General features: G+C 50.7%; 11 protein-coding genes. 4 read left to right on the top strand and 7 right to left on the bottom strand.

Annotated features, from left to right (window positions below):
• Nucleotides 1-709: 709 nt before the first annotated feature.
• The 3 genes from GX117_02715 to GX117_02705 form a co-directional block, all read right to left on the bottom strand.
• Nucleotides 710-1,675, bottom strand: a complete 966-nt coding sequence (locus GX117_02715) for an ABC transporter substrate-binding protein (GenBank protein NLO32258.1) — start codon at nucleotides 1,673-1,675, stop codon at nucleotides 710-712.
• A gap of 276 nt (nucleotides 1,676-1,951) precedes the next feature.
• Complete coding sequence (locus GX117_02710) at nucleotides 1,952-2,989, bottom strand: hypothetical protein (protein NLO32257.1); 1,038 nt, start codon at nucleotides 2,987-2,989, stop codon at nucleotides 1,952-1,954.
• 51 nt (nucleotides 2,990-3,040) lie between these two features.
• Nucleotides 3,041-5,308, bottom strand: coding sequence for an AAA family ATPase (locus GX117_02705; protein ID NLO32256.1), 2,268 nt, complete (start codon nucleotides 5,306-5,308; stop codon nucleotides 3,041-3,043).
• Nucleotides 5,309-5,824: 516 nt separating this feature from the next.
• Here GX117_02705 and GX117_02700 point away from each other — a divergent pair.
• Nucleotides 5,825-8,458 (top strand): DEAD/DEAH box helicase, encoded by a 2,634-nt coding sequence (locus tag GX117_02700; protein ID NLO32255.1) that lies wholly within the window; start codon nucleotides 5,825-5,827, stop codon nucleotides 8,456-8,458.
• Nucleotides 8,459-8,537: 79 nt separating this feature from the next.
• Here the strand turns inward: GX117_02700 and lexA are convergent, their stop codons facing one another.
• The gene (gene lexA, locus GX117_02695) at nucleotides 8,538-9,155 is read right to left on the bottom strand and encodes a transcriptional repressor LexA (protein NLO32254.1); all 618 of its coding nucleotides are present in this window, start codon (nucleotides 9,153-9,155) and stop codon (nucleotides 8,538-8,540) included.
• 227 nt (nucleotides 9,156-9,382) lie between these two features.
• On the opposite strand from lexA, the gene GX117_02690 reads away from it, so the two are divergent.
• Nucleotides 9,383-10,651 (top strand): exo-alpha-sialidase, encoded by a 1,269-nt coding sequence (locus GX117_02690; protein NLO32253.1) that lies wholly within the window; start codon nucleotides 9,383-9,385, stop codon nucleotides 10,649-10,651.
• Nucleotides 10,652-10,675: 24 nt separating this feature from the next.
• Here GX117_02690 and GX117_02685 read toward each other — a convergent pair whose 3' ends face one another.
• Nucleotides 10,676-11,632 (bottom strand): MoxR family ATPase, encoded by a 957-nt coding sequence (locus GX117_02685; GenBank protein ID NLO32252.1) that lies wholly within the window; start codon nucleotides 11,630-11,632, stop codon nucleotides 10,676-10,678.
• Between the two features lie 18 nt (nucleotides 11,633-11,650).
• Nucleotides 11,651-12,631 (bottom strand): aldo/keto reductase, encoded by a 981-nt coding sequence (locus GX117_02680; GenBank protein NLO32251.1) that lies wholly within the window; start codon nucleotides 12,629-12,631, stop codon nucleotides 11,651-11,653.
• A 106-nt stretch (nucleotides 12,632-12,737) separates the two neighbouring features.
• Here GX117_02680 and GX117_02675 point away from each other — a divergent pair, with 106 nt between their 5' ends.
• Nucleotides 12,738-14,162 (top strand): DUF2851 family protein, encoded by a 1,425-nt coding sequence (locus tag GX117_02675; protein NLO32250.1) that lies wholly within the window; start codon nucleotides 12,738-12,740, stop codon nucleotides 14,160-14,162.
• A 36-nt stretch (nucleotides 14,163-14,198) separates the two neighbouring features.
• Here GX117_02675 and GX117_02670 read toward each other — a convergent pair whose 3' ends face one another.
• Entirely contained in the window at nucleotides 14,199-16,406 is a 2,208-nt protein-coding gene (locus GX117_02670; protein NLO32249.1) for a sulfatase-like hydrolase/transferase, read from the bottom strand.
• A 409-nt stretch (nucleotides 16,407-16,815) separates the two neighbouring features.
• Between GX117_02670 and GX117_02665 the strand changes: the two genes are divergently transcribed.
• Nucleotides 16,816-17,487: glycerophosphodiester phosphodiesterase family protein (locus tag GX117_02665; GenBank protein NLO32248.1), on the top strand; the 672-nt coding region annotated here is incomplete at its 3' end.

Here is a 17,487-nt window from a genome sequence, read left to right as displayed (position 1 = left end):
TATTCTTGATATTATTCTGTTTCTTTTTATCATACCAACATAATATCCCATAGCATAGTAATGCGAACACTATATCATTAGGTAATGTTTCTTCCCTATTATACCCCTTCCCACAGCTCCCAATAACTCTTTCCTTTGAACTTTGCGGCCGCTTCCCGCTTTGCGTTTGCATGTACACATCACACATTCTTTCACATTCCAAAACTTGAATAGTCATACACATTCGGTCCGTCAACCTAGCGGGGTCTGCGCTTGTCCAACGATTCATGGAGGGGCTATGGTAGCGGTAGGGGAAATAATAGAGCGCGGCATTGTCAAGCCCCATTTTTGATCCGGTTGTTATGGCGAGTTTGTGGGTTTCATGAGCGCGTCTCCCGACAAACTTGCATGGGCGTTTGTGGCTGAACGTAGCAACACGTAACACGAGCGACGGCGTACACGGGTACGGCGCAATTCACGGCCCATACTACTTTTATGAAACCCGAGTGTCTGAGCTGTTTCCCGGTTGCTCAATCCTTGCTTTTTAAATGTTTCCGGTTTTATACAGTCATCTCGTGTAAAATGGTGATGGGACAGTATGGACTCCTTCGGTTATTTGCTTAGAACTATTGTACCGAAGATCTCTGTGATGTCCTCTTTTGGGGAACCGGTTGCATTTCAACCTTGAACCCGCCGCCGATAAAAAAAATCCCGCGATTAGGCTGTACACTCAATTAGGATTGAGCAAAGCCTGCACCTCTTCGGTGTCAATATTCTCAAGGGTCACAACGGTTACGCCCGTATCAATGAGGGGCGGCACCTCTTCACCATGGAGCACGGCAACTGCCGCTTTCACTGCCTCATAGCCCATCTTAAAGGGATTTTGCACGATCAGTGCTTGGATAACCCCTTCGCGGAGGGCGCGCAACTGTTCTCCAGTCGCATCAAAGCCGATTAATTTAACTTGACCCACTTTTCCGGCTGCACGCAGGGCTTGCGCCGCGCCAATGGCCCCGGGTTCATTGGCGGCGAAGATACCCGCTAAGGCGGGATGAGCCGTGATCATGTCAGAGGTGACATTCATGCCGGTGCCTACGTCACTCTGACTGTAATTGGTGACGACAAGGGGCATTTCGGGAAATTCGCGGAGCCCTTCTTTGAATCCCTGCTCACGCAGTTCAGACGTGGCGGCTCCGGACACAAAGGGCAGCAAACCAACCTCGCCTTTATGATCAAGCAATTCCGCCATCTGCCGTGCCGCCATGCGCGCCCCTTCCACATTATCGGTAGCAACCAATGATTTGGGAAGATCCGATTTGACACCTGAATCAATCATGATCACCGGTATCCCGGCATTGACAGCCTGGGCTACCACGCTTACGAGGGCGTTTTCATCGCAGGCGGCGAGGACCAAGGCACTCACACGGCGGGTGATCATATCCTGCACAATGCTGATCTGTTGGGCAATTTCCGTTTCTTTGGGCGGCCCTTGCCATAGAATGGAGGCATCCACTTCCTGGCCCGCCTTCTCGGCGCCTGCTTTCACGGAAATCCAAAATTGATGGGCGAGTCCTTTGGGGATTACCGCAATCTCCAAGGCTTTCTTTCCTCCGTCTGCAGGCGCAGCCGCCGCCGATTCGCCCGGCGTTGTCGCCGGCTTGGTACAGGCTGCGAAGAGCAAGGGCACGATCACCATCAATAACCAAAAGTTTTTTTTCATTGTCGATTTCCTCAGCATAAATAAAGGGCGCTACACATAGGGACAACAATCGGGTTGTATACAGATCGAATAGAGCAATCTACCCTATCCTTTCACCGCACAATTAGCGAATCGCTTGGAAAAGTATACCGTAATAAGCGGAGACTTGCCTAAGTCATCCCGCGGGCAGCCTTCTTCAGGAGCAAGGGCATGATCATAGGAAACAGCAAAACCATATGGGCGTATCGTGACGCTACAAGAAGGCGGTCAGGATTAACGTGGAATTTGATATTGCTTGGTGGCGCCTCCGCTTTGCACTTCAACACCGATGGCGTTCGATTCAACCGCAATCAATCGGGCAGGTGTTCCCGGGATCACCTCGCCCACATAGACTTTTTTTAGATTAATGATAGCCAAGGCGTCCGGTTGTTGTTTATCGGCAGGCCGCAATACATTCAATCGGATATTATCGAGTCCAAGCATTTCCCGTTCGTGCATCGATAAACGGGGTAAACTTTTCATATTCACCTCTTGAGATGCTGTACGTGTTGCCGGCGGGGGAGGCGGCGGGGGCGAAGGATCCGGTGTGAACGCGGGAACTTGCGTTTGTACCGGTTCAGGTTCTACAACCTCTGCCCGGGCAACCTGCATCAATTCATTCACATCCGGTAAAGGATGTTCCTCTATAGCAGGAGTCGTTACGGGAGGCGGCATCGCGGGAGGCGCAGGCGGCGGTGTCACAGGCGGTGTTTCCGTCTTAACTTCGGGCAGGCGCAGCACTTCAACAGCTTGTTTGGGCGCCGGGGGCGGCGTCGCTTCTTGTACAACGGCAGGCTTAGGAACAGGTACAGGCTCTTTCTTCGCCGCAGGAACAACCGCAGGTGTGACAGCAGGCGGTTCCGGCTTTTTCACAGGCGCAGCAGGGGGCGCTTCTTGTTGCGCTATCATTTCCGAAGTATCAGCCGGTGCCTCGGCCGCCTCCCCTTGCGCAGAAAGAGGAAGGGTATAGGTATAGAGTTCGGAAGCAACACGTTTATCTTCAGTTGCTGCTGTTTCCGTCCTGTCCGGTTTCATTACCAGCCAAACACCGACCCCTGCGGACATGGCGGCGATGACCACGCAAAAAAATACAGCCGCCATGAGCGGGATCCACAGGCGAAGGGCAGTCGACTCTCTATGACCGGATCGGTGACCCAAAAGATTCGCAGCTGCATCCTCCGGCGACAAGGGAAAAAAGTCCTCTGATGAGTCTTTGCTCTGACTCATCTTCTCCTCTTCGAGTTTATTTAAGGCGTCTAAAATAGAACTCATGGACTCTTTTCATCCTGCACATAGGACTTCATACACATAAGCACTCCCTCATCATATGGATTCCGGTTCATGGGGCACCAAGGGCGTGCTGCCAAGGACAGGTACGGTGACCTCTCCTTTGTCGTAGGGATTCAAATCGATCTCGGGCACAGCTTCAGCGCCAATAGCGGGCAATTCACGAACCGTCATCAATGCCTGCACATCGGAAACTTCTGCTTCCGAGGAATCGCTTTCAGCAGCATGGGTCTGTGCGACCGATCCCGACGGCGGAGAGGCGGCTTCTTCGGCTGCACGTTCTTTGACCGCAGGCGGGAAACCATCTCCATCTGTCGTCGCCAGTGGAGCTGTGGCGTCCATAGGCAACAGACCGCTGTCAGACGGAAGGGGCGGCGCGATGCTTTGCAGATCGGTCCGTGCGGCAGGCTTCGGCGCTGCAACCGTCTTTTTGGGAGACGGCTGCTTTTTCGGCGCTGCACTTACTTTTCCCGGGGACGCAGCAACCTGTTGTTCTTGCGCCACTGCCGGTTCATCCAAATTGAGAGAAACACCTTTCCCATTTCCCGGCGTCAGGATGGGCGTCTCGGGCAGCAAATTCGCCAAAGCGAAACGTACCTGACGCCCCGCTTTACCATCAGCGTTTAATCCCGCCGCATTTTGAATCGCGCGAATCACGTTTTCCGTTTCCCGATCATAGGCATCGGTCGTATTTTCGGCGTCCAATCGACCCGAGTCGCGTAATTGCTTTTTCAACGCCAACACAGAAGCGCCACGCTGACCGGGCGTCAATGCCGCCGCTTCCGGCGAAGGATCAGACCACGGGACAAGATAAACACCCTCGTAGAATGCGGTGAATTCATCGGGTGAAACGGTAATACGTTTATTAGCGCCGGCGAGGAGCGTAACGCCTCGTTCGTTCATGCGAACCACGGCCATCCAAAAACTGTTGTCTTCATAGCCCATCTTCGCCAGACCAGGCAGATTGAGGGCGCGCATTTGCGCAAGATCGGAAGAGAGTGATTCACAGTCAAGCCCTTGCTCTTCAATATAAGCAACAAGATCGTCCGTATCCGCATCTTGTGGATAGTGTGCTGCCAAATCACGGTTCCAGAGGGCGATCAAAGTATCCAATGCGGCGTGCAATGTCCTTTCGCTATCAAGCGTCTCCAACAGAGGCGTGAGCGATTCATTCTCAAGGACGGTACCCGTCGCATTGAGACGTTCCATAACAAGATGGAGGGCGCTGTCCGCAGCGACCACAGCCGAAGGCGGCACTGAATCTTCCCTGCGCTCTGCCGTCACTTTGGGTAAGCCCGTCTCCGGTAGCTGTGCAGTCTCAACCGTAACACTATCGGAAACCAAATGGTTGAAGAGCCTTAATTCATGAACAAAACGATCCATGGAGCCCGACATATACCACGCCACGGCCACCACAAATAAGAAAAGTACCGCCAAGGATGGGGCGGGCAGCCAACGGCGCCAAAAAGAAGATTTCTCCTTCTTGGGCACAACGATCTGATCGCCCCGCAGTTCTTTCATGGCTTTTTTTACCAGCGCGGCCGTGATAATGTGTTGGTCCCGCGTATAGCCGATAAGCAGGCTGCGATCACAAATAGCGTTGATCATGCGGGGCACGCCGCCCGCCAGTTTATAGACTTTTTTGATGGCGCTCTTGGTGAAACCAATGCGTTTGCGGCCCCCTGCAACTTGGATGCGGTAGGCTATGTACTGCAGCGTTTCGATGGCGTTCAACGGCTTCAAATGATAGCGCGCCGTGATACGTTGATTCAGCTGGCGCAGCTCATACATCTTTAATTTTGCCGCCAGTTCCGGCTGTCCAATTAACACGATCTGAAGCAATTTTTCGGTATCGGTTTCAAGGTTGGATAAAAGGCGGATCTGTTCCAATACCATGATCGGCAGATTCTGCGCTTCGTCAATCACGAGCACGCAGCGTTTCCCGTGGGCAGCGGCATTGAGCAAATAAGCATTCAGCTCTTCTGTCAGGTCTAGAGCGCTGTCTGAATCAGATACAATCCCAAACTCATGATTGATCTTTTTCAGCAACTCAATGCTGTCAAGGAGGGGATTAAAAATGAAGGCAACTTCAATGCCCGAGTCCAATTGGCGTAACAGATTGCGGCTGATTGTCGTCTTACCCGTGCCGATCTCCCCTGTAATCAGCACAAAACCGCCGCGGCTTTTGATCCCATAACTAAGATGCGCAAAAGCCTCTTTATGCTTTTCGCTGAGGTACAAATATTTAGGATCGGGGGTCAGATTAAAGGGTCGTTCCCGTAGTCCATAAAATGATTCGTACATACCGCCTACCTGTTTTTCCCGGATCAGGATAATTTAAAAATACCGTGAGGACACACTTCTTCTTGTTTAACTTCAATAGATTAGCATATAACGGAAAAAAAAGCAACATCCTTCTTATCTTTGTCAACTATTAACCAAAATTTGCAGGAGACTTTTTACCGAGAAATCGCCATTATTAATCCCCAAAAAACGATATACTTGGATTTTTTATAAGGTTAATCGCTATATATAGTAGCTATAAGACTAAATTTCTCTTCATGTAGAAAGCTCCCTATCTATGCTCTTTTAAATCCCGATTGAAGATTTGTTGAATTTTTTTATTTTCGTGATTATGTAAAGAATTATCTAAGATCGGTGGCCTGCTCACGCCTATATCGTTGCCGCTACACCTTATTTTCAACCCTTTCATTTCACCCTTCCTTTCCCAAGTGCTCATAGAAGTTGACACCTGAAAATATTTTCAGTATACTAAGAGCAAGTAGGTGTTGTGCTAAAAAAATGAGGAGAGTAGAACTTATGAAAATGCAAGAATTAGCAGGTTATGGAATTCCAACGGCGTTAAGTACCCAATGGCAAGAACAACAAGGCCCGGGGCTGTTGCCCCTGCAAGAGCAGGCGATCCGCAAGTACGATTTATTCGGCACAGATAATTTGTTGGTGCAAGCGCCGACGAGTTCAGGCAAAACCTTCATCGGCGAAATGGCTGCTGCCCACACGGTGCTCCAAGGGCGACGGGTCGTTTTTTTAGTGCCTCTGAAAGCCTTGGCGGAAGAAAAGTATCAGGACTTTCAAAAGAAATATGCTGCTTATGGGATGCGCGTCATTGTGTGTACCCGCGACCATCGCAATTTTGATCTGGCTTTTAAAGGCGGTGATTTCGATATTGCCGTGGCAGTCTATGAAAAATTTGAACGGCTCATTGTCTCCTACCCCGAACGCTTGCACGAAATAGCCTTGGTCGTTGCCGATGAATTGGAGATATTATCCGATCCGGAACGGGGCGTAACCATCGAACTGTTGCTGACTCGTTTGCTTATTATCGGCACACGGCTCATCGGCCTTTCTGCAGTCTTGGGCGAAGCGGAGCAACTCGCTTCTTGGCTGAAAGCGCGTTTGCTGGAACAAGACCGCCGCCCTCGGGAATTGCGCTACGGCGTATTGCATGAAGGGCAGTATCGCTATTGCGGACACAACGACCACAGTGAAGGTAAGGAAGAATTGGAAATGTCCCATGGTGAAACCACTTGGTCTGAAGTGATGACGAATGTGCGGCTTTTGGCAGAACAAGGAGAGCCCTGTCTCATTTTTGTGAAGGCGCGGCGAGAAGCGTGGCGGGGTGCAGAAGCATTGTCGCGTCGTGTATCCTTAGCTGCAGCATCAACCTGTATCGATGCGCTCCGTGCATTGCCGCCGACCCGATCGCGCAACTTGCTCCTGCGCATCTGCGAAACGGGAACGGCTTTCCACAGCGCTGATCTGTTGCCTGAAGAGCGGCGCATCGTTGAAACTGCCTTCCGATCCGGAGAAATCAAGATTTTAGTAGCAACGTATACCCTCGCGGCAGGGATGAATCTTCCTGTGCGCAATGTCTTTGTAAGTACCGACAAATGGATCTATGATCCTGATCTTGACCTCCCCTGGCGTTCGCCCATTACACAAGGCGAATTTGAAAATATGAGCGGCCGCGCAGGCCGTTATGGCTCGGGCTCAGAATATGGACGGGCTATCTTAGTGGCAGCGTCTCCTTTGGAACGGGATGCTTTATGGCAGCGTTACGTGAAAGGACAACGCGATGCTATAGCGCCGAGAATCGCCCAAAGCACGCTTGACGATTCCATTGTTCAGCTGGTTGCCTCGCGCTATTGTAAAAGCATGGGGGATCTGGAAGCCTTTTTCAATCAAAGTCTCTCGGCGCAGCCCACGCCGACCAATCGTTTCATAGGCGAAGAGATCCATTTCCGCTTATCGGCCGCCTTGCGTCGCTGCATCGAAATCGGCGCAGTGCAAGCCTGCGACGCCGACGCCGCCCTCTTTTCCATTACACCGGGCAGCGCCTTAGAAGGACTTAGTTTGAGCGCTTCTCCCTTTGGCCGGACCATCGCTGCAAAAGGTTTGTCCCTTGCTTCAGCCCGCATGCTGCGCCATTGGCTGCGCCTATCGGAAAATCGCGAATGGTATCCATTAGACTTCCTGCTCAGCTTGGCGATGCTGCCCGATGCAAGACTGCGCCAAGTGACCCTTACGCGCCGCGAATATGAATCAGGCGTCTACGTTAAACAAATGAAAGAACAAAGTGCTGCCCGAGAACTGCATACAGACATCCCAATCAACCGATTTCGTAATTGCCGCCTCATGCCTTATTACGATGAGGTACGCGCCATCAAAACAGCCCTCTTTCTTGAATGCTGGATGGAGGAAACATCCATGGAAGATATTGAAAACACCTACGATGTTTCAGCGGGGCAGATTCGTACTGCTGCCGATACCTTGGCATGGCTCGCAGACGGGGCAGCAGCCCTTGCCGACGCGCAAAACCTAGCCCCTTCTTTCGCCGAAGCACTGCGCCGTTTCTCCGAACGTATCAACCTCGGCATAGGCAACGCTTTGCTTGAAGTTGCCCGAGTCCTTCCAACACTCCCCCGCTCCGCCCTCTTTGCTCTCGACAAGGCGGAGTTAATCCATCCTAACCGATTGAAACAGGTGGAAAGTACGGTGTTGGAACAATGGCTCTCTCCTTCTCAGGCAGCGGCATTAAAAGCCTGGGCAGCGGCTCAGGATGCTTCTGAACAAGAAGATACACCGGCACAACACAACACGCCCATACTTATTATTGATGAGCGGCGCCCGGACAGTATTTGTATCAAGGACTCGAAAATAGCCCTTCAGAAAAAGCAATATCAATTGATCTTGGCATTGGCAGAACATCCCGGAGAATGCGTGGCGTATGAGGATATTTACCACCAAATTTGGGGGGATATCATTGTGGAAGACAACCAATTACATTATCAAAAACGAATTTTGACGCAGCGTCTCGCAGAGGTTGATCCAAGCTTTGCAGCGTATATCGGCACCATTCCCAAGCATGGCTTTGTACTGAAGCTGAAGGCAGCGCAGGTATCTATTATCAAGAAAAAAAGTCACGCTGCCTAAGCCGCAGGTTGAAACACAAATAGGAGAACCTCATACGGGGCGTGCCGTCGCGCGCCCCTTTACCTATTCCTCCTTCGAATTAGGCTAGAGAACGCTGCAAGGCTACCACCACCCCTTGAAGCTGCACCGCAGCTGCGGGATAAATGAAGGGCTTCATTCGATGGTTGGCGGGACGCAATTCCACCATATCAGAACGGGGATAAAAATATTTCACGGTGGCTTCGTCATCAATCAATGCAACTACTACATCGCCGGGCCGCGCTTTTACAGAACGGTCGACAATGATCACGTCCCCGGCTAGGATGCCTGCCTCGATCATGCTGTCCCCCGTGACACGCAGACAAAAGGCGTCCCGCTCCGCCAACCGGGACTGTACGGGAATATAGTCTTCAATATTTTCCATGGCGAGCAAGGGTTCCCCGGCGGCAACACGGCCGACCAAAGGCAACACGGGGCCTAAGGAACGGCGCAACAAGAACGACGCCTTTTCGGTGAGCCGTATACTGCGCGCTTTGGGGCTGCGCTCAATAATGCCCTTCTTTTCCAAGGTCTTTAAATGAGCATGCACGCCATTGGTGGAGGCGATACCAAAGTGGCGTCCAATCTCTTGGATCGATGGCGGATATCCTAAGCTATCGATGCAATCTGCAATATACGCCAATATCTCTTGCTGTCGTGCTGTCATCGGAGCAGCCATAGCTTTATTCCTTAACCGTATCGTAGCGTTGTTACTGAATATAGTTTCAGTATACGCGAAATGTGAAACCATGTCAAGAAAAAAAATCCTGTACTATTAACATTAGATGAGTGAGAATCTTTCTTTTGAAAACACCCTAAAAAGATGTATCATGCCTCTGGTAAAAGCAATTGCATACAACCTGCACATTCTTAAATAAACGCGGTATCAAGGAGTTGAACACGGTTATGAAACGAGTATCTACCCTATGCATTCCTCTGAGTCTTTGCCTTAGTATTTTTATGGTGAGCGCCTTTGCCGCAACTCAAGCGCCCTTTCATTTGAAAAGCAAGACCTTGTTAGAGCAACCCTCTCCCTTACGCAGCGCTTTTTATGTGCATAAAACCGGAACGGAAATGATGCGTTACGACGCACGCTCTGCAGACAACGGGCGCACGTGGACGCCGCAAAAACCGGAACCTGATTTTGATGGTTCATTGCCTAAAAACTATCGCCGTTTCTCCTACCCCGGATTTGTAGATCCGGAAACAGGTGCACTCCTCGCAGTACTCCTTGCCATGGATCGTGAAGACGTTGACAGAAATATCGACGAGCCGAAAGAAACGGCTACGGACAGTTATATCCGTTACCGTGTTTCGCTCGACGGCGGGCGCAACTTTTTATTTGATGAACCGGTCATTCAAGAAGGCGATTTTAATTTCAAACATCCCTTGGAAGGATTATATTTGGGGAAAAACGCCATCTTTCTCGGTGATTTGGGCTGCCGTCCTATACGTACCCAAGAAGGCCGCGTTCTAGTTCCCACGCAAATGACCCTTTTAGACAGTCAAGGCGAATTAGAAACCTATGGAAGCGGCTGGGATTATTACCAATGTCTCATGCTTATCGGCACTTGGCAAGAAGATCACCGCCTCGCTTGGACCGTATCGGAACCGATCCAAGCCGATCCTGACCGAAGCGTACGGGGTCTTTATGAACCTACCTTGGCGGAGATGCCCGACGGTCGAATCCTCTGCGTAATGCGCGGCAGCAACGGATTAAAAAAAGATGCTGCTTATCAGTTGCCAAGCCATAAATGGTATGCCGTCTCCACCGATGGCGGCGTCCACTGGAGCACTCCTGAAATTTGGCATTATTCCAATGGCCGGCCTTTTTTCTCTCCGTCCAGCATGTCTCAAATTATTCAACACAGCAGCGGCCGCTATTTCTGGATTGGCAATCTATGCCCAACAAATGCGCGAGGCAACGCGCCGCGGTGGCCGCTGGTCTTGGGTGAAATTGATCCTGAAAGCATGATGCTGATTGAGGACAGTGTCTTCCCCATAGACACGAAAGAAGACACAGACGTTGAAGGGTTGCAACTATCCAACTTCTACGCCTTTGAAGACCGTGAAACGGGCGACATTGTGCTGCCCATGCAGCGATGGACGCCACCGGAAAATTATCAATGGGTTATCTATCGTATGGGCGCCGACGCGGAGCAAGAGGAAGGCTGAGTTCCCAGATCCAACAAGCAACGCTTATTTTCCCGATACCATAGCAGCGGCAGGTATCGGGATTTCTTTGAGAATGTCGTCTAGCACCGCCTCGGCGGTGACACGGCGCAAGCGGCTTTCCGGATTGACAATCAAACGGTGCTGCAATACCGGTTTCGCCAAGTATTTAACATCATCAGGCAGCACATAGGAACGCCCGGTGACTGCCGCATAGGCTTGCGTAGCACGAAACAACATCATTGCCGCACGGGGACTGGCGCCTACCGTTAAATGGACGGAATCCCGTGTCCTCGCAACGAGGCGCAGCATATATTCACGGACCTTATCATGAACGAATATGTCACGCACCGCCGCCTGCATCATGATCAACGTTTGCGCATCCGTTACCCGCTGTACCTTATCAATAGGATGGTTCAAGCGTGTCAGTTCAAGCAATTTCGCTTCTGCGTAAAAACTTGGATAGCCCATAGACAAACGCATCATAAAACGATCCAGCTGCGCCTCGGGCAAGGGAAAGGTGCCTTCATGTTCGAGTGGATTTTGTGTCGCGAAAACAATAAAGGGCTGTTCCAATTTATAGGTCTGACCGTCAATACTGACCTGCCCTTCCGCCATGGCTTCCAAGAGCGCCGCCTGCGTACGCGGTGTGGCGCGGTTGATTTCGTCAGCCACCAATATTTGAGAGAACACCGGGCCCGGAACAAATATAAATTCTTGTGTTTTCGGATTAAAAACGGAGACTCCCGTAATATCGGAAGGAAGCAAGTCCGGCGTACATTGAATGCGGTTAAACAGGCATCCGCTGCAAAGGGCAAGGCTTCGCGCCAACATCGTTTTAGCAACACCGGGCACATCCTCCATGAGCACATGGCCCCCCGCCAACACGGCGGCCAACGCCGTCTTGATCACGGGCGTCTTGTCGAGAATAACGGCATCCATCCCGGCGATCAAGGCTTTAACAGTCTGTCTAAAATCCGCCATGGCTTCTTATCCTTTCTATTACCAGCCGCGTGTGTGCATAGCGGCCATGGATTCGCGATCTGTAGCATGGGGCGGCGCAGGCGAAAGCGCTGCAATTTCCCCATATTCTTCCGCACTCAATCGAATGTTCAGACAGGTCAAGGTCTCCTCTAATTGTGCCAGATTTCTGGCTCCGATAATAGGCGCGGTCACGGCGGGATGCGCCATAGTCCACGCAGTCGCCAGCGCAGCCGGGGCGTAGTTATGCTTTTGTGCCCACGCGACAAAACGTTCCGCAACGACAGGATACGTGGGGTTATCGTAGCGCTGACGATACATCTCCGTTTCCGTGAGGCGCCCGGTTTCACCGCGCAAATACTTTCCTGTCAGCAATCCTGCGCCAATGACATTATAAGGAAACACAGCCAAATTTTCCTCAAGCGCCATGGGCAGCAGTTCCACTTCCGCCTGACGTTTAACAAGACTGTACATGGGCTGAATACATACGGGAGCGGCCAGGTTGTGCAAGGCGCAAAGCCCCAGCGCTTTTTGACACTGCCACGCGGCAAAATTGGAAATACCCACATACAAAACCTTGCCTTGCCGGACGAGCGATTCCACAGCGCGCAAGGATTCTTCCAGAGCTGTCTTGGTGTCCCAATGATGCAAATATAAAATATCTACGCGATCGGTCTTTAATTGTTTTAAAGAGCGATCCATGGAAAGCAGGATATTTCGACGGGACAAGCCTTGGTCGTTTCTGCCGCCGCCGAAGGGGAAAAAGATTTTGGTCGTGAGAATAATTTCATCGCGCCGATCTCCCAGCCAACGCCCCACAATGCGTTCCGTCTCGCCCTTATTATAATTGTGTGCACAATCGAAAACCGTGATTCCCCGATCAAAAGCATAATCCATCAACGCCCTGGATTCAGCTTCGTCGGCTTCATTACCGAAGGTCATTGTGCCCAGGCAAAGTGCTGATATTTCAAGTCCTGTCCGTCCGAAGGCTACATAATTCATGATCTGGGTTTACTCCTTTCCGGATTACAATTTGCATCCATTGTCCATTGTATATATCTTAACTGGTATCATTGCAACCGATCTAAGTTTATTTTCGGAGAAAATTATGGACACTTCCCCCTTTTCATCTGCCTATAGCGCGTATCGAATCACCGGACAATGCGCAAAAGAAAACAGTGAATTGATGGAGTCTGATCTACAGCATTGCTGGATGAAAGCGCGGTTTCCCGATTCACTAACCAGCGTTGAAGGGCATCGCATACGCATTATATCACCCGGATGGTGGAACCGACAGGCAGGCCCTGACTTCCAAAACGCGCAAGTCGAATTTAACGGACAGTTATGTACCGGCGACGTTGAAATCCATTCGGCAGCGCCCAATTGGTATAGCCATGGACACCAAAACGATCCTGCCTACAACAAAGTCATACTTCACGTGCTTCAACATCCACCGAGCGAAAACGTGAAGCCCGCTGTAACCGAAGCAGGCAAAACCATCGCTACACTTGTCATCCCCGCAGCACTGCTCCACAAATCTTCTATGGCAGAAATTGTTCCCGATCGCTGCGGACGCTGTGCCTCCTTTCTTCTCAACCACCAAGGCTCAGTCAACGGACTGGCCTACTTCTTGGACATTGCCGGAGAATGGCGCATACTCGAAAAGGCACGGCGCTTCCGTGAACGGGCGGAAAGAACCGATGCTGAACAAGCCCTATATGAACTCTTCATGGAAGCCTGCGGTTACGCCCAATTTAAGAAACTCTTTCGGATCGTTGCAGAATCGCTTCCCTATACCCGAGCTCGGCAAATCGCACAACAAAACCCTTTGGCTTTGGAAGCCTGTTTCTTTCGGCTTAGCGATCTGTGCCCCGAATCATGGAGCTACGACACGGAAATCCCAAAACATTATAGCGACATTTCGACCCTATTAAAGGAAACCATGCCCGGGTTAAAAAGTTTGAATTTACAGTGGCCGAAAAACCAAATCCGGCCGGCCAATGTGCCGGAACGGCGTTTTGCCGGTGCTGCACGTTTTTTGTCGCGTACAGCAGAGCGGGGGCTCCACAAAAATCTTGATTTAATTTGGAGACAGCAGAATACTCCCCTGGAACGGCGCCAAGCCATGGAGCGCCTCTTTGGAAAGGCAACCGGATTTTGGGCGAATCATTTTAAATGGGATGGCGAGCCCATGCAGAAAGCTACCGCTCCCTTAGGCATGGGACGGATTCGCGCTATTATTGGCAATGTATTCATTCCTGCTGCCATCGCATCCGCCAGTGGAGAAGAGAAAGAGACGGATTCTCTCCTCAGAAAGAATATACACAACTTTTTTATAGCACTGCCCAAAGAACCTGAAAACCGCATCCACCGGCGCATGATTGAATGGCTCAATTTGAAAACCAACGCACTGAAATTGAATTTTCGGCGGCAGCAAGGGCTGATGCAAATCTATGAAGATTGGTGTGCCCACAACCCTTCCTGCGACAATTGCTCAATCATGGCTTATATGCAGTCATTGAGCGATATCTAAGACCGCCGCCGCGCGCATGCTCCCCCTATGCAATCGCTATTGAAAAATAGTCGGTTGCGGAATCATGGTGACCATCGCACCGCCAAAATACCTATCATGAAAGGTCGTTTGCAGCTGTGCTTTGAATGCTTCCACCAGCTGCGGCTCTTTCGCAATATTATTTTGTCTGCCGGCTTTTTCTCGATATTTTTCAATATCAACTAATTCCTCGACTTGTTCAGGTTCGACACGCTCCAAAGAATGACGCGCCAAACCGGATTGCCACGTGAAACGCCATTTCCCCGAACGGATAGACTGCTTGACAGGATCTCCCATGACAGAGATAATTTCACGGATCCGCTGCTCTTCTAATAAATTGATTCCTTCCGCATAGTAGGGCAAAGGCGTCCCGGTAAGTGCCGCCAAGGTTGGCGCAACATCAATAAGCGATGCCGGTGCCTCATTCGTGATGCCCGGGCATCCCGGAATCCGAATAAACAGGGGAATCCAAAGCGCATCTTCGTGAAGACCGCGGGGATAAGCGTCAATTCGAGTATAGGCGTAGCGGCCCTGATCACGAAAATCAAAGCCATTGGTGGAGGTTAAAATCACGATCGGCGCTTGCTCCGGCGGCAAGGCTTCGAGACGCTCTAAAAACTGACCGAGCTGCTGATCCAGATAGTTTAAGGAGGCGTCATAAACATCAATAACCGAGGAATTTTTTCCGCGCCGCATATAAGGTGAGCTGTAACGGGACAAGGCTCTCGGCTCTGTTAAATCCCGCACACGCACAAATACAAATTGCTGCACATGGGCATGGTCGACGATCCAGTCTCCCGCTTTTTTCAAGGTCACCCGTGCGCCAGCCGGCACCATCCGATAGGGAGAGGTGCGTCGGGAATCTGTGTAATAGGGCAGTTCCATGGGGATGTGTTCATCGAAAAGATCAAAGCCTTTTTCGAAACCCGAACCATAGGTCAAGTCATGGACATCTTGCCCCTGCCCCTCCGTAAAGGCCGCTGTCAGATAGCCGCAACCTTGAAACAATTCTGCAAGGGAGCATACGTTATGGGGCAACCCTTCGCCCGGAGCAAAGGGGAAATTATGACTTTGTGGTGTTAAGCCGGTGAGCAGACTCATCACGGCAGCTCCCGTATCCGGAGAAGGCGTATACACTTCTTGACAAAGGATCATGTCTGCCGCGCTGCGTTTAAGATTGGGCGTCGTATTGCGGTTATATCCGTAAATGCTCATGTGAGCGGCACCCATGCCCTCTGCAACCAGAATGACCACGCTCGGCTTTCGCGACAGCTGCGACAGATTCTGTGCGCCGGGCCCATGTACCATAAGAAAGCGATTCAGGTTTTCCGGAGGCAGCACGCCCAAGCGCTGCCGCAAACCTTTCGGATTCCTCTCCATCCAAGAAAAAGTGAGGTTCACCGTGTCGGTGGGAATCTCACTTCGTGCGATAGCCTCTTGCGTCCATCCCTTTCCTGAAAAAACCACTTCGCGGGTCAAGCTTGCCGTGGGCTGCGCTTCTTCGGGAGGCATGGCGTCGGTCAAGGCAATGTTATAACTTTCGACGATGATATAGACCGATTCCGGGAAGTCTTCTTCTTCCGAGGGCGGCGCGCAAAGAAAAGCCAATTGATCGGTGTCCCCATGATCCATGGGGATGATCATCCGCTTGTGTTCCGGCACCACATAGGCTTCTGTATAGGCGTGTTCAACGGAAACAGGCGCTGCTTCCACTTGAATCACTTCGGATCGCGTATTCACCGCGCTTAAATAATGGTAGATGCTGCTCGGTATGAGCAAGGAAATTAACAGCGCAAAGAATGCCCAGCGCAACACAATAGTTCGGCTCGTTTTCTCGCCGTAAACGGCCGCAAAAAAACTCATGAGTCGAAAGACCAGCAAGACCAAAGCGAAGACAGCGAAATGCGCCAAAGGCTCAAGCTTTTGGATGGAAGGATAGGGAATCTCGAATTGAAACCCGAAAAGAGAAGGCAAAAGGATAAGTGCGGCGCCATGGGATAATAAGTCGCACACATCCAGACTTACCGCCTTGGTAGGGCGAATAATCAGGAGCAGCACCCGATAATAAATTTGTGCGGCTGCATAAAGAACCGCCACAACAACGCACGCCCAGAGCCCCGCTTCAAAGCCGCGGATGATCCCAAAATCAAGCAATAGTGCCCGAGACCAAAGCCCGACAATGCACGAGGCAAAGGAAAGAAATAACAGGGCGAGCGCAGTCAGCATAAAAGGCTCCTCCTCCTTTGTTTGAGCGCGATCTCCATGTCCGAATCCATTGAAACAAACAGCCCTTTTGTTTCAATGCCGCGTTGCAGCGCCGTCTCTGCCCTTGTTAAATGGCTCAATAACAAGGGGAAAAGGCAGCTCGCCTGCCCCATCGTATATAAGACAAGGTGATCCACTTTTACTCTAAATACCCAAGAGAGTTTGAATTGCACTCTGTATTAAATTTCAGCCCTTAATACAGAGACAACTCCAATGCGTTCACATGCAGTATATGGTCAGTTTATAGTAAAACAAAACATTAAAGAAAAGCAATTCCTACTTTGAGAAACACAGTGAAGTTCTTTTTCCATCCCCTTGCTTTAATTTCTGCAAAACAGATACCATGTCCTTTTGACGAAAGGAGTTTCTTATGCGTTGGATATGTTTATTTGTAATGATCATGAGTGTTGTTGTGTTGCCGGCTCAGAGCTCAGAAGTTTTTTTCCAAGCTCACCGTGGCGGCTTAAAAGAAGTGCCCGAAAATACTTTGGCTGCCTATCGATACGCTTGGGATCTGAAGGCTATCCCGGAAGTGGATATCTGCGCATCAGCCGACAACGTCATCATCTGTATTCACGATGACACCTTGAAGCGCACCACCAATGCTGATGTGAATCAGGATGTGCCTGTGACCCGGCTGACTTTTGAGGAAATACGCCAATGGGACGCGGGAAGCTGGTTCGCCCCTGAATATGCCGGCGAAAAAGTGCCTGCCTTGGAAGAAGTGCTCCAAGAAATGGCGGTTCGTAAAGAGGCGCAGATTTACTTGGATCTTAAAAAGGTAGACTTGAAACAATTGGCGGCTATGATCGCCCATTATGATGTGGCGGAACGAGTCATCTTTTGCCACAACAAAATCGAATCCTGCCAAACCATGCATGAAGCCGTTCCCGGACTGCGTACCATGCTCTGGATCGGCGGGAAAGTGCCCGATATCCAAAAGAAATTCCGTAAAGCCCACGAAGACGGCTTCAAAGGATTGGATCAGGTTCAACTTCATTTGCATGCCGCTCCGGAAAAAGACGAAGGCATCAGCTACTTG

The organism is Candidatus Hydrogenedentota bacterium, assembly GCA_012523015.1.
In the GTDB taxonomy this organism is placed as follows: domain Bacteria; phylum Hydrogenedentota; class Hydrogenedentia; order Hydrogenedentales; family CAITNO01; genus JAAYBJ01.
The sequence above is the reverse complement of the archived record's forward strand: the minus strand, read 5'-3'. Positions and strand labels throughout refer to the sequence as shown.